Source organism: Nocardioides sp. (assembly GCF_047607365.1).
GTDB lineage: Bacteria > Actinomycetota > Actinomycetes > Propionibacteriales > Nocardioidaceae > Nocardioides.
Genome location: NZ_JASGDD010000124.1, coordinates 14,014 through 29,203, shown reverse-complemented (window position 1 = coordinate 29,203; position 15,190 = coordinate 14,014). Strand labels below are relative to the sequence as shown.

Here is a 15,190-nt window from a genome sequence, read left to right as displayed (position 1 = left end):
CTGGATCCAACCGCTCATCGGGGTGCCACGGCCGCGCTCGGAGGCCGACTCCTCGACACGGACCCAGCACCCTACGGCCTGACCTCGAGCACGACGACGGGTGGTCTCCTCCCCACCGCGTGCCAGCGTGCTGCAACCGCTCGAACGAGACGAACGTCACCTACCATCGGGGCATGCCTCGGGATCCGGACGCGAAGTCCAAACACGAGCTGAAGCGTGAGGCGACTCGCGCGCGGCTGATCCAGCTCGGCCTGGAGAAGATGCCGGTCAAGGGCTTCTCGTCCACCTCGATCCGCGACATCGTCGCCGGCAGCGAGCTGACCATCGGGGCGTTCCACTACCACTTCGCCAGCAAGGAGGAATTCTTCCTCACGCTGCTGACCGAGCACGCCGCCACCCGCGGCGCCTTCGCCGACATCGCCCGCCGCTCGCAGGCCACCACGACCATGGAGGCCGTCCTCGACGCCCTTGGCGGGATGGGCTCGGAGACGGCGATGCGCGGCGACTGGACGCTCGCCCTGGGCGACTTCGGCCAGGCGATCCGCGCCGACCCCCAGGCGAGGGTGAAGCTCGCCGACCTGTATGCCTACTTCATCGACGAGCTCGGCGCCATGATCGAGGTGATGGCCGAGCGCGGCCTGGTCCGCACCGACCTCGACGCGCGCACCCTGGCCGCGATGGCCTTCGCCGCCATCGAAGGGCACATCTTCCACAACGAGGTCTACGGCGCGCCCCTGGACGGCGTCCTCGAGGCCGTCACCCGCATCCTCCAACCCTAGTCGCCGAGTGGGGCCTCCCCTCACGCCGAGTGGGGGCTTACGCGCCGCGCAGGTCGCTCAGGTCGAAGCGAAACGCGAAGGGCTCCTCGATCTCGACGGTGGCGGGCTCGACCCAACGGCCGGCCTCGACGTAGGTCTCGGCGCCCTCGGGCAGGACGTACGCCGTGAGCGTGAGGGCCGGAGTGGTCTCGACGATCCAGTAGTGGCCGATGCCCTCCGCCGCGTACTGGTTGAGCTTGAACACCTTGTCGTTGCGCACGGTGCTGGGCGAGACGACCTCGACGAGGAGCACGGCATCGGAGCCGGCGACGCGTTTCGTGTTCCACACGTCGAAGCCGTCGCGAAGCACGAGGAGGTCGGGCTCGCGATAGTCCCCCGGCCTGAACGTGACGCCCGCCTGGCCCTGAACCCGGGACCAGCCAACGGCGCCGCCGACCAGCCGGGTGAGCTGGGTGATGACGCCGTGGTGCCGCGGCTCCGCCGAGGGGACCACGATCAGCATCCCGTCCACGAGCTCGTAGCGGTGACCGTCGTCGGGGATGTCGTCGACGGTCCACGGACCAGGCCCCGCCGGAAGACCGAGAGACATGGCACACCTCCTGATCCCAGTTTCGCACGCGCCTCGAGCACAGGTCCATGCTCGTGCGCCTCCAACGGCCGAGCAACCGTGTCGGCGTCGCTCTGTGGATCGGGAGACCGATGGCCACGCAAGGCCCCACTCGGCGTGAGGGGAGGCCCCACTCGGCGTGAGGGGAGGCCCTATTCGGCTAGCCGATGAAGGTGCCGGTGCGGGCGACGAGGTCGAGCAGAGGGCCGGGGACGAGGCCGAGGAGGAGGGTGGCGAGCGCGCAGGCGGCGATGACGCCGCTGGTGAGCACCGACGGGGTCGCGACGGCCGCGGTGGCGGGCGTGGGGTCGCGGAAGAAGACCATCAGCAGCAGGCGGACGTAGGAGACGATCGCGATGAAGCTGGCCAGCAGCGCGACGCCCACGACGAGCCACGCGTCGGCGCCGGCGGCCGAGGCGATGACGTTCCACTTGGCGATGAACCCGGCGGTCGGGGGGATGCCCGCGAGCGAGAGCATGAAGACCGCCAGCAGCCCGCCGAGGAGCGGCGACCGCCGGCCGAGTCCCGTCCACGCGACGAATCCTCCTGCCTCGCCGCCGGCGTCGCGCACGAGGCTCGCGAGCGCGAAGGAGCCCACCACCGCGACCGCGTACGCCGTCAGGTAGAACAGCACGCTCTGGGTGCTGCTCAGCGAGCCGTTCGTCGGGGTGGCCTGGAGGCCGATCATGCCGGTGAGCACGAACCCCGCGTGGGTGATGGCGGAGTACCCGAGCATGCGCTTCACGTCGGTCTGCACCAGCGCGACGACGGCGCCGACGAGCATGGTCGCGATCGCGACCGCCCACATCAGCGGCCGCCAGTCCGACACCTCGTTGCCGAAGGCGACGTAGAAGAGCCGCAGCAGGGCGCCGAACGCGGCGATCTTGGTGCCGGCCGACATGAAGGCGACGAGCGGGGTGGGGCCGCCCTGGTAGACGTCGGGCGTCCACGCCTGGAATGGCACCGCGCCGACCTTGAAGAGCAGCCCGACGGCCATGAGGGCGATCCCGACGCGCAATAGGGTTGCGTCGTCATTGGCGGCCGGAGCCACGCGAATGTCGGCGAAGCGCATGGCGCCGGTGGCGCCGTAGACGAGGGCGGCGCCGTACAGGAGGAAGGCCGAGGAGAGCGCGCCGAGGAGGAAGTACTTCATCGCCGCCTCCTGGGAGAGGAGCCGACGACGGCGGGCGAGGCCGGTGAGGAGGTAGAGCGGCAGGCTCAGCACCTCGAGCGCGACGAAGAGGAGCAGCAGGTCGTTGGCGGCGGGGAAGAGCATCATCCCGCCGACCGCGAAGAGCAGCAGCGGGAAGATCTCGGTGTGCTCGAGGTCGGCGCCCCGGCGCTCGGCGCCGCTCCCCGGCAGGGCCGCGGCCTGGCCGGCGAATGCGGTCACGCCACCGCCGAGACGCCGCTCGGCGAAGAGCAGCACGCCCCCGAGGGCGCAGACGAGGACGAGCGCCTGGAGGTAGAGCGCCGGGCCGTCGAGCGCCAGTGCTCCGCCGGTGGCGATCAGGCCGTGGGCGTCGGCCCCTCCGGGGAGCGCGGGCAGGCCCGCCGCGACCGAGATGGTGCCCCCCAGCGCGGCGACCACCGCTCCGAGCGCGAGCCCGGCCTGGACGCCGAAGCGCCGCGCCCGTGGCACGAACGCCTCGACCAGGACGCCGGCGCAAGCGGCGCCGAAGACGAGGAGGAGGGGCCAGAGCTGGCCGTACTCGACCGACGGGGACGGAAACATCAGCGACCCTCCCCGGCCTGGACGATCGTGGTGACCGTCGGGTTGGCGACGTGGAACATCGGCCCCGGCACGAACCCGAGCACCACCAGCGCGGCGGCGAGCGGGGCCAGCACCGCGAGTTCGCGCCGGGTCAGGTCACGACCGCCGGGGCCTTTCGGCCCTCCCGCCGCGACTCCAGGGGCCGGAACGTCCCGTCCCGTGGGGGATTTCGGGGCGGGGGCCGGGGTGGCGGCCGGACCGGTGAAGATCCGCTGGTAGGCCCAGAGCACGTAGACGGCGGCCAGGACCATGCCCGGCAGGGCGATCGCGCCGACCCACCAGTGGAACTCGAAGGCCGCGACGATGACGAGCACCTCGGAGACGAACTGCGCGAGACCCGGCAGGCCGAGGGTGGCGAGTCCGGCGACGAGGAAGAGGCCGGCGAGGACCGGGGTGCGCTGCTCGAGGCCGCGCAGCTCGCGGATCGAGACCGTGCCGTGGCGCTTGAGCAGGAAGCCGGCCGCCAGGAAGAGCGCGCCCGTGGCGAGGCCGTGGTTGACCATGTAGAGGATGGCGGCCGACCCGCCGTCCTGGCTGATGACGAAGATGCCCAGGGTGATGAAGCCGAAGTGCGAGAGCGACGTCAGGCCGATCAGGCGGAGCAAGTCGTCCTGCCCGATCGCGAGGAAGGCGCCGTACAGGATCGAGACGAGGGCCAGCGCGACCACGACCGGCGTGGCCCACCGGCTCGCCTCCGGCAGCAGGCCGAGACAGAAGCGCAGCATCCCGAAGGTGCCGATCTTGTCGAGGATGCAGACCAGGAGCGTGCTCGTCGGGGGGGTGGCCTGCTCGGTCGTGTCGGCGAGCCAGGTGTGCAGCGGGAAGAGCGGCGCCTTGACCGCGAAGGCCACGAAGAACGCGACGAAGATCCAGCGACCGGCGGTCGTCCCGAGGTCGAGCTGCCGCAGGTCGCCGAGGAGCAGGGAGGGCGTGCCGGCGTCGGCGCTCGCGACCCACAGCCCGATCACGCCGGCGAGCAGGACGAGGCCACCGCCGAGCTGGAAGAGCAGGAACCGCAGCGCCGCCCGCGCGCGTCCGGAGCGGCCCCAGCCGCCCACGAGGAAGTAGGCCGGGATGAGGGTGGCCTCGAAGGCGACGTAGAAGAGCAGCAGGTCGTCGGCGAGGAAGACCGCCAGGGCGAGGGCCTCCAGGGCCAGCGTCCAGGCGAAGTACGCCGAGCGGCTGGTGTCGCGCCAGGAGGCGGCGATCACGAGCGGAACGATGACGGTCGTCAGCAGGACCATGAGAAGGCCGAGCCCGTCGAGGCTCAGCGCGTAGTGCGCGCCGAGCGGCTTCATCCAGTCGACGTCCTCGGTGAACTGCGGCCCGCCGTGCGCGTCGAACTGCACGGCGACCGCGACGCTGAAGGCCAGCGTGGCGAGCCCGAAGACGGCCGCCACGCGCTGCGGCAGCGTGCCGCCCGACGGCGTGACCGCGGTCGCGAAGGCGCCGACGAGCGGGAGCAGGATGAGGAGGGTGAGGGTCATCGGACCGTGGCTCCCAGTCTGGCGCCGGTGCGAGCGGCGTCCGGCGCGTGCGATGGCGAGGCGGAGCGAGGAGCGATGCCGGAGGCATCGTGACGAGTGGCAACGCGGCCAGCGCGCGTGCCGGGCGCCGCGCAGTGGGCGGCCGGACTGGGAGCCACGGTCATCAGCTCACCACCAGCATGGCGAGGGCGAGCAGCGCGCCACCGCCGACGACCCCGAGGGCGTAGGAGCGGACGAACCCGCTCTGGGCCAGGCGGAGCGCCTCGGCGAGCCCGCTGACCGAGACGCCGGAGCCCTCGATCGCGCCGTCCACGAGCACCCGGTCGGCGACCACGCTGCCGCGCGCGAGGGCCAGCGCCGGGCGCGCCACCAGCGCGTCGGCGATGGCGTCGCCGTAGAGCTCGTGCCGGGCGGCGACGACCGGCCACGCGGCGCGGGGCGCCTGTTTCGGGACGGCGCGCCGGCCGAAGAGCCGCCAGGCGGTGGCGACGCCGACGGCGACCACGGCCACGGTCAGCACGGAGACCACCCACGCAGGCATGCCGCCCTCGTGCTCGGGATGCTCGCCGACGACCGGGGCGAGCCAGTCGGTGATCCAGCCGCCCGCGAGGAGGAGACCACCGGCGGCCGAGAGCGCCGCGAGCACCACCAGCGGGATGGTCATGGACGCGGGCGCCTCGTGCGGGTGGACCTTCCTCGGCCAGCGCTTCGCGCCGACGAACGTCATCAGCATGATGCGCGTCATGTAGAACCCGGTGACGCCGGCGCCGAGCAGCGCCAGCACCCCGACCACCGGCCGCTCGGCGAAGGCGGCCTCGATCAGCTTGTCCTTGCTCCAGAAGCCGGAGAACCCGGGGAACCCGATGATCGAGAGGTAGCCGATCGCGAAGGTGCCGAAGGTGATCGGCATGGCCTTCCGCAGTGCGCCGTAGTGGCGCATGTTCACGTCGTCGTCCATCGCGTGCATCACCGAGCCGGCGCCGAGGAACATCGCGGCCTTGAAGAAGCCGTGCATGAGCAGGTGGAAGATCGCGAACGCGTAGCCGGCGGGGCCGAGGCCGGCGCCGAGCATCATGTAGCCGATCTGGCTCATCGTGGAGCCGGCGAGCGCCTTCTTGATGTCGTCCTTCGCCGTCCCGATGATCGCACCCCAGAGCACGCTGACGATGGCGACCGTGACCACGGCGGTCTGGGCGACCGGTGCCTCGTCGAAGACGAAGCCGGAGCGGACGACGAGGTAGACGCCCGCGGTCACCATCGTCGCGGCGTGGATGAGCGCGCTGACGGGCGTGGGGCCCTCCATCGCGTCGAGCAGCCAGGTGTGCAGCGGCACCTGGGCCGACTTGCCGCAGGCGCCGACCAGGAGGAGCAGGCCGAGGATCGTGGCGTGCCGCTCTGTGAGGTGGACCTGCGCCAGCGAGGCGATGTCGACCGTGCCGAACCAGGCGAGGAACAGCGCGATCGCCGCGGTCAGCCCCAGGTCGCCGACCCGGTTGACGACGAAGGCCTTCTTGGCGGCCGCGGCGGCCGAGGGCTTGTGCTGCCAGAAGCCGATGAGGAGGTACGACGCCAGCCCGACCCCCTCCCAGCCGACGAACAGCACGAGGTAGTTCGCGGCCATCACCAGCGTGAGCATCGCGGCGACGAAGAGGTTGAGGTAGGCGAAGAACCGCCGCTTGCGCGGGTCGTGCGCCATGTACCCCAGCGAGTAGACGTGGATGAGCGTGCCGACGCCGGTGATGAGCAGCAGGAAGAGGATGGTGAGCTGATCGACGCGCAGGTCGGCGCCGATCCTCAGGTGACCGGTGTCGATCCAGGTCCACAGGTGCTGCGTGAGTGCGCGGTCGTCCTCCGGCTGCCCGAGGGCGCGGACGAGCAGCGCGACGCTGATCGCGAACGACCCGGCGGGAAGCAGGGTCGCGAGGACCGGGCCCCAGCGGTCGGTGAGGTGTCCGCCGATCAGGAGGATCGCCGCTCCCAGGGCGGGGAGGGCGATGACGAGCCAGAGCACGCTTTCCAAGAACGGAGTCTCCATGGCGGGCCTCACGACCTCAGGAGGCTCGGGCCGTCGACGTCGATCGAGCGGCGGGTGCGGGAGATGGTCATGATGATCGCCAGCCCGACGACCACCTCGGCGGCGGCGACCACCATCACGAAGAAGGCCATCACCTGCCCGTCGAGCGAGCCGTGCTGGTGGCTGAAGGCGACGAAGGCGAGGTTGGCGGCGTTGAGCATGAGCTCGACGCACATGAACACCACGATGGCGTCACGCCGGATGAGCACGCCGAGGGCGCCGATGCTGAAGAGGATGGCCGACAGGACGGCGTACTGCGCGGTCATGCGATCCCCTCCTGAGGAAACGAGCGAGCGCCAGCGAGCGAGGCCCGGAGGAAGGGGCTGAGCATGGCCATCCAGCGCGTCACTTCAGCTCCTTCGCCGTCTCGAGGTGGGAGCCGTCGGGGAGCAGCGCGGGGGTCTCGACGCCGTTGCTGGTCGCGAGGGTGCCGGGAGGGGCGAGCGGGCCGAGGTGGAGACCGCTCTCCTGCCAGTCCCGGACGCGCTGGGCGGCGAGGTCGCGCTGCGTACGCCGGGGGGCCAGTCGCTCCTGGTGGGCGAGCACCATCGCGCCGAGGGCCGCGGTGATGAGCAGGGCGCTGGTGACCTCGAAGGCGAGGACGTAGCGGCTGAAGATGAGGTCGGCGACCGCGCCGATGTTGCCACCGCTGTTCGCCTCGGCGAGGCCGTGGTCGGCGGCGAGGACGCCCTGCGCGACACCGGTCACGAGCAGGGCGCCGAGCCCGACCGAGGCGACGACGGCGAGCGCGCGCTGGCCCCTGATCGTCTCGGCGACGGATTCGTTCGCGTCGGCGCCGACGAGCATGACGACGAAGAGGAAGAGCATGAGGATCGCGCCGGTGTAGACGACGATCTGCACCGCGAAGAGGAAGGCCGCGTCGAGGGCGGCGTACTGCACGGCGATGCAGATCATCACGACCGCGAGCAGCAGCGCCGCGTGCACGGCCTTGCGGACGACGAGGATGCCGGCCGCTGCGAGCACCATGACGGGGGCCAGTGTCCAGAACGCGGCGCCGCTCATCGCAGGGTCCCTCCCCTTCGCGCGAGCGTCCGGAGCGCGGCGGAGGAGGATCGCAGGGGGTGGTTCATCGCACGATCCCCTCGGGGGCGTAGTAGTCGTAGGCCGTCTCGCCCTCGCGCATCGCGTGCGGCGGCGCGACCATCCCCTCGCGGAGGGGGGCGAGGAGGTCGTCCTTGGTGTAGATCAGGTCGCGGCGGTTGTCGTCGGCCAGCTCGTACTCGTTGGTCATCGTGAGCGCGCGGGTCGGGCAGGCCTCGATGCACAGGCCGCAGAGGATGCAGCGCAGGTAGTTGATCTGGTAGACGCGGCCGTAGCGCTCGCCCGGGCTGAAGCGCTGGCTGTTGCCGTCGGCGTCGGGGGTGTCGTCGTTCTGCGCGCCCTCGACGTAGATCGCGTCGGCCGGGCAGGCCCACGCGCACAGCTCGCAGCCGACGCACTTCTCCAGCCCGTCCGGGTGCCGGTTGAGCTGGTGGCGGCCGTGGAACCGGGGGGCCGTGGGCTCCTTGACGAAGGGGTACTGCTCGGTGACCGGCTTCTTGAACATGGTGCGGAAGGTGACCCAGAAGCCGGCGACCTGGGGCATGAGCGGGCCGGTGCGGGCCCGGGCGACGGCGAAGACGGCGGCGGTCAGGACGAGACCGGCGAGGCAGGCCGGGAGCCGGGGGTCGATGTCGGCGCTGTCGCTGATCGCCCGGACGGCCGCCACCAGCAGCACCCACGCCAGGCTGACCGGGATGAGGATCTTCCACCCCAGTGCCATGAACTGGTCGTAGCGCAGCCGGGGCAGCGACCCGCGCAGCCAGATGAAGACGAAGATGAAGCCCATCACCTTCGCGAAGAACCACAGCACCGGGAAGGCGCCGTGGTTGAAGCCGTCCCACAGCTGGTCGATCCAGAGCGGCGCCCGCCAGCCGCCGAGGAAGAGCGTCGTCGCCAGCGCGGAGACGGTCGCCATGTTGATGTACTCGGCGAGGAAGAAGAGCGCGAACTTCAGGCTGGAGTACTCGGTGTGGAAGCCGCCGACGAGCTCCCCCTCGGCCTCGGGCAGGTCGAACGGGGCCCGGTTGGTCTCGCCGACCATCGAGACGGAGTAGATGAGGAAGCTCGGCAGCAACAGGAGCCCGAACCACACCTTGTCCTGGGCGGTCACGATCTCGCTGGTGGAGAGGCTGCCGGCGTACAGGAAGACGGCGACGAGGGAGAGGCCCATGGCGACCTCGTAGGAGATCATCTGGGCACTGCTGCGCAGCCCGCCGAGGAGGGAGTACGTCGACCCGCTGGCCCAGCCACCGAGGACGATGCCGTAGATGCCGATCGACGCGATCGCCATCACGAAGAGGACGGCCATCGGCAGGTCGGTGAGCTGGAGCGCGGTGCGCTGGCCGAAGAGCGTGACCTCCGGGCCGAGCGGGATCACGCTGAAGGTGACGAACGCCGGCACGGCCACGAGAACCGGGGCGATGAGGTAGACGGCCTTGTCCGCGGCCGTCGGGATGATGTCCTCCTTGAGCGCCAGCTTCACGCCGTCCGCGAGGCTCTGGAGGAGGCCGAAGGGGCCGTGGACGTTGGGGCCGATGCGGTGCTGCATCCGCGCCACGACGCGCCGCTCGGCCCAGATGTTGAAGAGGGTCAGCAGGACGAGGATGCCGAAGACCGCGACCACCTTGATCGCGATGATCCACCAGGGGTCGTTGCCGAACGTCATGCCGTCACCTCCGCTGCGTCGACCTGGACGGTGCTGCCCGGGCTGGCGAGGTCGGCCAGGACCCCGCGGCCGAACGAGTTGGCGGGCACCCAGGCGACATCGTCGGCCAGGTCGGCGATCTCCACCGGGAGCGTGATCTCCCCGCGGTCGCCGGTGATCGTGACCGTCGGGCCGAACGTCGCCGCGTTCGCCGCCGAGAGCTTCGCCGTCGCGGTACGTGCGGTGGCGGCGAGATCCTTGTCCCCCCGCTGCATGACCCCGTGGTCGAGCATCAGCTTCCACGTCGCCAGCCGGAAGAAGCGGCCTTGGGGCTGGAGGGCGGAAAGGGCACCCGCCCCCAGCGCTCCATTCCTGCCCACCGCGGGAGTGCCGGCTGGCGCCGGCTCTCCCGCGGCGCCAAGCTGGGGGCGGGTGCCCTTTCCGCCCTCCAGCTCGAGCTCGGCTGCGATGCCTTCGAGGACCTTCGAGTCGCTCAGGGCGTGGGTGGTCAACGCTTGTGGGAAGGACCGCTCGCGGCCCTCCCAGGTGACGAAGGTGCCCGACTTCTCGGTCACCGGTGCCACAGGGAGGACGACGTCGGCCAGCTCGCCCACCTCGCTCAAGCGCTGCTCGAGGGAGACGACGAAGCCCGCTGCCTCGACGGCGGCGCGGGCGGCGTCGGGGTCGGCCAGGTCGCGGAGCTCGACGCCGCCGACGACCAGTGCCTCGAGGTCGCCGGTGGCCGCGGCGGCGAGGATGGCGTCGGTGTCGCGGGTACCGCCGTGGTCGCCGCCCGGGAGGAGGCCCGCCTCGACGGCCCCGCGGTCCCCCGCCCGGCGAGGCACCCACGCCCACCTCACCGACGGGGGCCTCCCCTCAACCGACTGGGGCCTCCCCTCAACCGACTGGGGGCCTTCCTCCTGCCGAGTGGGGGCTTGCGCCGAGCCGGACAGGGCGACCAGCGCGGCGAGGGCGCCCGGCGACTGGGCGAGGCGCTCGCCGGCCAGGACGATCGCGCCGTCGGGGAGGTCGAGGGCGGCGAGCACGGCGGCCTCGTCTCCCGGGGCGGTGCGGACGAGCTCGGCGCGGAGCTTCGCCGAGCCCGGCGAGGTGAACGGCGCCATGGCGACGACCCGGGTCGAGCCGGCGACGACGGCCTTGCGGAGCCGGAGGAAGATCGTGCCGGCCTCCTCCTCGGGCTCGAGGCCGACGAGCACGACGACGGGGGCTACCGAGAGGTCGGCGTACGTCACCCCGAGGCCGGTGCCGGCGACGTGCTCCTGCAGGAAGACCGCCTCGTCGCCGCCGAGGGGACGAGCGCGGAAGTCGACGTCGACCCGGCCGGCCGCGCCGAGCGTACGGGCGAAGCCGGCCCAGGCGTGCGCGTCCTCGAGCGTGAGGCGCCCGCCGGGCAGGAGCCCGGCCGAACGTCCCGCGAGACCGGCCGCGGCGACGGCGAACGCCTCGGTCCAGGCCGCCTCGCGCAGCTCGCCGGTGTCGGCGTCGCGGACGAGCGGGGTGGTGATGCGGTCGCGCAGATAGGCGAAGCCGAACCGGTCCTTGTCCGAGAGCCACTCCTCGTTGACGTCGTAGTCCTCCCCCGCCTGGCGACGCATCACGCGACCGCGGCGGTGGTCGACGCGCAGCGCCGCGCCGCAGGCGTCGTGCTCGCCGACACCGGGGGTGGAGACGAGGTCGAAGGGGCGGGAGCGGAAGCGGTACTCGGTCGAGGTGAGGGCGCCGACGGGGCAGATCTGGATGATGTTGCCGGAGAAGTACGACGAGAACTCGATGCCGTCGGCGATGCCGATCTGCTGCTGGGCGCCACGCTGGACGAGCGCGATGCCGGGGTCGGCGGGGATCTCGGCGGCGAACCGCGTGCAGCGCTGGCAGAGCACGCACCGCTCCCGGTCGAGGAGGATGTTGGGTGAGAGCGGGATCGGCTTGGGGAAGGTCCGCTTGACTCCCCCCGACGCCGCGAAGCGGGACTCGACTCCCCCGGCGCTCATCGCCTGGTTCTGCAGCGGGCACTCGCCGCCCTTGTCGCAGACCGGGCAGTCGAGCGGGTGGTTGATCAGGAGGAACTCCATCACCCCGGCCTGTGCCTTGGCGGCGACCGGGTTGTGGGTCTCGACCACCATCCCCTCGGCAACCGGGATGGTGCAGGACGCCTGCGGCTTGGGGAATCCTCGGCCGTTGCCGGCGTCGCTGATGTCGACGAGGCACTGGCGGCAGGCGCCAGCGGGCGCGAGGAGCGGGTGGTCGCAGAAGCGCGGGATCTCGATGCCCAACTGCTCCGCCGCGCGGATGAGCAGGGTGCCCTCCGGGACGGTCACCGGGCGGCCGTCGATGGTGAGGGTCACGGTGGTGACGGGCGCGGTGGTCATCGCAAGCCCCCATTCGGCGGGAGGGGAGGCCCCATTCGGCTGAGGGGAGGCCCCATTCGGGGTGAGGGGAGGCCCTTCTCGGCGGTCATGCGACGACCTCCTGCGCGAAGAGCGTCGACCTGGCCGGGTCGAAGGGGCAGCCGCCCCCGTGAGGTCCGCCCAGGTGGGCAAGAAATTCATCGCGGAAGTGCAGGATCGAGCTGACCACCGGGCTCGTGGCGCCGTCGCCGAGGGCGCAGAAGGAGCGGCCGGCGATGTTGTCGCACTGGTCGAGCAGGAGGTCGAGGTCGGCCTCGGTGCCCTCGCCGCTCTCGAGCCGGCGCAGCACCTGGACGAGCCAGTAGGTGCCCTCCCGACAGGGCGTGCACTTGCCGCACGACTCGTGCTTGTAGAACTCGCTCCACCGCAGAACCGCCCGCACGACGCAGGTGGTCTCGTCGAAGATCTGCAGCGCGCGGGTGCCGAGCATCGACCCGGCCGCGCCGACGGACTCGAAGTCCAGCGGCACGTCCAGATGCTCGGCGGTGAGGATCGGCGTGGACGAGCCACCGGGCGTCCAGAACTTCAGCTCGTGCCCCTCGCGCACGCCGCCGGCCAGCTCCAAGAGCTGCCGCAGCGTGATGCCGAGCCCGGCCTCGTACTGGCCCGGCCGGGTGACGTGGCCGGACAGGCTGAAGATGCCGTGGCCGGCGGACTTCTCGGTGCCCATCGCCTTGAACCAGTCGGCGCCATGGCGGACGATGCCGGGCACCGACGCGATCGACTCGGCGTTGTTGATGACGGTCGGCGACGCGTACAGGCCGGCGACGGCGGGGAACGGCGGCCGCAGTCGCGGCTGGCCGCGGTAGCCCTCGAGCGAGTCGAGCAGCGCCGTCTCCTCGCCGCAGATGTAGGCGCCGGCGCCGGCGTGGACGACCAGATCGAGATCGAAGCCGGAGCCGTGGATGTCCGTGCCGAGGTGGCCGGCGGCGTACGCCTCCTGCACGGCCGCGCGCAGCCGCCGGATGACGTGCAGCACCTCGCCGCGAACGTAGATGAACGCGTGGTGCGCCCCGATCGCGTACGACGACAGGATGACCCCCTCGACGAGCGTGTGCGGCGTCGCCAGCATCATCGGGATGTCCTTGCACGTGCCCGGCTCGGACTCGTCGGCGTTGACGACGAGGTAGCGCGCCTTGGGGTGCTCGGGGTCGAGCTGGGGCAGGAAGCCCCACTTCGTCCCGGTCGGGAAGCCCGCTCCCCCGCGACCGCGCAGGCCGGAGTCCTTGACCAGCTGCACGACCTCGGCGGGCGTCATCGCGAAGGCCATGTCGAGCGCGGAGTAGCCCCCGCGCTCGGCGTAGGACGAGAGCCGCCAGGGGGTCGCGTCGCCCCAGTCGGCGGTGAGGACGGGGGTCAGCAGGCTCATCGAGGCGTCTCCAATCCGGCAACAGATGCAGGCCCGGCAGCGGGGCCCTCGTCGGCCAGCCCGTCGTCGAAGCCGGCGAGCACCCGCTCGGCCTCCCGCCACGTGCAGATCCGCGGGCCGCGGGTCGAGTGCACCTCCGCGCCGGCCGCGAGGTCCTGGACCAGCGCCTCGGCCGAGGCCGGCGTCTGGTTGTCCATGAACTCCCAGTTGACCATCACGACCGGCGCGTAGTCGCAGGCCGCGTTGCACTCCACGCGCTCGAGCGTGATCCGCGGGCTCTCGGGCATCGACGTCAGCCGCTCCCAGATCGCGTCGCCGCCCATGACCGCGCACAGCGTGTTGGTGCAGACGCCGACGAGGTAGTCGCCGACCGGCTCGTCGGCGTACATCGAGTAGAAGGTCGCCACCGCCGTGACCTCGGCCGGCGTGATGCCGAGCACCTCGGCGCACGCCCCGATCCCCTCCGGCGTGACGCAGCCCTCCACCGACTGGACGAGGTGGAGCATCGGCAGCAGGCCGCTGCGCGCGACCGGGTAGCGCCTCGTGATCGCTCTGAGCTCGTCGTACGTGGTCGTGTCGATGCTCCGCTGATTGTTCGCTGCGCTCACCTGTCCACCCCTCCCATCACGGGGTCGATGGAGGCGATCGCGACGATCACGTCGGCCACCTGACCGCCCTCGCTCATCACGCTGGTCGCCTGCAGGTTGGTGAAGCTGGGGTCGCGGAAGTGCACGCGGTAGGGACGGGTGTCGCCCGTCGACACGACGTGCGCGCCGAGCTCGCCACGCGGCCCCTCGATCGCCACGTAGGCCTGGCCGGGCGGCACCCGGAAGCCCTCGGTCACCAGCTTGAAGTGGTGGATCAGCGCCTCCATCGACTCCCCCATGATGTGCCGGATGTGGTCCAACGAGTTGCCCATCCCGTCGCCGCCGATGGCGAGCTGCGCGGGCCAGGCGATCTTCTTGTCGGCCACCATGACCGGCTCGCCTTCGGAGACGGCGAGCCGCTCGACGCACTGCTCCACGATCCGCAGGCTCTGCCACATCTCGTCGAGGCGGATGCGGAAGCGGCCATAGGAGTCGCCCTCGGCCTCGGCGCCCTCCCCCTCGCCCGGCCACGTGCAGACGTCGAAGTCGTAGGTCTCGTAGCCGCAGTAGGGCTGGCTCTTGCGCAGGTCCCAGTCGAGGCCGGTCGAGCGGAGCACCGGGCCGGTGATGCCCAGCGCGAGACAGCCCGCCCGGTTGAGCACGCCGACGTCCACCAGGCGGGACCGGAAGATCGGGTTGGCGTTGCAGAGGTCGGCGTACTCCGGGAGGCGCTTGCGCATGAGGGCGACGAACCCGCGGACCTCGTCGAGCGCGCCCGGCGGGAGGTCCTGGGCGACGCCGCCGGGGCGGACGTAGGCGTGGTTCATCCGCAGGCCGGTGATGAGCTCGAAGAGGTCGAGCACCAGCTCGCGCTCGCGGAAGCCGATCGTCATCACGGTCAGCGCGCCGATCTCCATGCCGCCGGTGGCGATGCAGACGAGGTGCGAGGAGATCCGGTTGAGCTCCATCATGAGGACCCGGATGACGCTCGCGCGCTCCGGGATCTGGTCCTCGATGCCGAGCAGCCGCTCGACCGAGAGGCAGTACGCCGTCTCGTTGAAGATCGGCGAGAGGTAGTCCATCCGCGTGCAGAACGTGACGCCCTGCGTCCACGTGCGGTACTCCATCGACTTCTCGATGCCGGTGTGGAGGTAGCCGATGCCGCAGCGGGCCTGGGTGACCGTCTCACCCTCGAGCTCGAGGATGAGTCGCAGCACGCCGTGGGTGGAGGGGTGCTGCGGGCCCATGTTGACGACGAGCCGCTCCGATCCCTCCTCGTCCCCGTGGTCGATCGCGTCGACGAGCTCGTCCCAGTCCTGGCCGGTGACGGTGAAGACCTGCTCGCGGTGGTGGGCGTGCTGCTGATCGGTGGTCATGGCG

The 15,190-nt window shown here is 71.4% G+C and carries 12 protein-coding genes and 1 pseudogene; 1 reads left to right on the top strand and 12 read right to left on the bottom strand.

Annotation, left to right across the window (positions count from 1 at the left end):
* Window positions 1–173 precede the first annotated feature (173 nt).
* Window positions 174–779 (top strand): TetR/AcrR family transcriptional regulator, encoded by a 606-nt coding sequence (locus QM572_RS09750; protein ID WP_415092509.1) that lies wholly within the window; start codon window positions 174–176, stop codon window positions 777–779.
* Between the two features lie 37 nt (window positions 780–816).
* On the opposite strand, the gene QM572_RS09745 is transcribed toward QM572_RS09750, so the two are convergent.
* From QM572_RS09745 to QM572_RS09690, 12 genes and pseudogenes are all read right to left on the bottom strand, one after another.
* Window positions 817–1,368 carry a Uma2 family endonuclease gene (locus tag QM572_RS09745; protein WP_415092507.1) on the bottom strand — a complete coding sequence of 184 codons (552 nt, stop codon included), beginning with the start codon at window positions 1,366–1,368 and terminating at the stop codon, window positions 817–819.
* A gap of 178 nt (window positions 1,369–1,546) precedes the next feature.
* Window positions 1,547–3,121, bottom strand: a complete 1,575-nt coding sequence (gene nuoN, locus QM572_RS09740) for an NADH-quinone oxidoreductase subunit NuoN (protein WP_415092505.1) — start codon at window positions 3,119–3,121, stop codon at window positions 1,547–1,549.
* Window positions 3,121–4,647, bottom strand: a complete 1,527-nt coding sequence (locus QM572_RS09735) for a complex I subunit 4 family protein (protein ID WP_415092503.1) — start codon at window positions 4,645–4,647, stop codon at window positions 3,121–3,123. The genes nuoN and QM572_RS09735 overlap by 1 nt, the downstream gene beginning before the upstream one ends.
* A 163-nt stretch (window positions 4,648–4,810) precedes the next feature.
* On the bottom strand, window positions 4,811–6,682 hold the full coding sequence (gene nuoL, locus QM572_RS09730) for an NADH-quinone oxidoreductase subunit L (RefSeq protein WP_415092501.1): 1,872 nt from the start codon (window positions 6,680–6,682) through the stop codon (window positions 4,811–4,813).
* Between the two features lie 8 nt (window positions 6,683–6,690).
* Entirely contained in the window at window positions 6,691–6,987 is a 297-nt protein-coding gene (gene nuoK / locus QM572_RS09725) for an NADH-quinone oxidoreductase subunit NuoK (protein ID WP_415092499.1), read from the bottom strand.
* 79 nt (window positions 6,988–7,066) lie between these two features.
* The gene (locus tag QM572_RS09720; RefSeq protein WP_415092497.1) at window positions 7,067–7,744 is read right to left on the bottom strand and encodes an NADH-quinone oxidoreductase subunit J; all 678 of its coding nucleotides are present in this window, start codon (window positions 7,742–7,744) and stop codon (window positions 7,067–7,069) included.
* Window positions 7,745–7,808: 64 nt separating this feature from the next.
* Complete coding sequence (nuoI, locus tag QM572_RS09715) at window positions 7,809–8,327, bottom strand: NADH-quinone oxidoreductase subunit NuoI (protein WP_415092557.1); 519 nt, start codon at window positions 8,325–8,327, stop codon at window positions 7,809–7,811.
* 78 nt (window positions 8,328–8,405) lie between these two features.
* Window positions 8,406–9,449, bottom strand: a pseudogene (nuoH, locus tag QM572_RS09710) (NADH-quinone oxidoreductase subunit NuoH); the annotation flags it as partial.
* Window positions 9,446–11,815, bottom strand: coding sequence for an NADH-quinone oxidoreductase subunit NuoG (gene nuoG, locus QM572_RS09705; RefSeq protein ID WP_415092495.1), 2,370 nt, complete (start codon window positions 11,813–11,815; stop codon window positions 9,446–9,448). The pseudogene nuoH and the gene nuoG, both read right to left, overlap by 4 nt.
* Window positions 11,816–11,900: 85 nt before the next feature.
* Window positions 11,901–13,223 carry an NADH-quinone oxidoreductase subunit NuoF gene (nuoF, locus tag QM572_RS09700; RefSeq protein ID WP_415092493.1) on the bottom strand — a complete coding sequence of 441 codons (1,323 nt, stop codon included), beginning with the start codon at window positions 13,221–13,223 and terminating at the stop codon, window positions 11,901–11,903.
* Window positions 13,220–13,831 (bottom strand): NAD(P)H-dependent oxidoreductase subunit E, encoded by a 612-nt coding sequence (locus QM572_RS09695; protein ID WP_415092491.1) that lies wholly within the window; start codon window positions 13,829–13,831, stop codon window positions 13,220–13,222. Before QM572_RS09695 ends, nuoF begins: the two co-directional genes overlap by 4 nt.
* Window positions 13,828–15,186: an NADH-quinone oxidoreductase subunit D gene (locus QM572_RS09690; protein ID WP_415092489.1), complete on the bottom strand. Its 1,359-nt coding sequence runs from the start codon at window positions 15,184–15,186 to the stop codon at window positions 13,828–13,830. The genes QM572_RS09695 and QM572_RS09690 overlap by 4 nt, the downstream gene beginning before the upstream one ends.
* Window positions 15,187–15,190: the final 4 nt, after the last annotated feature.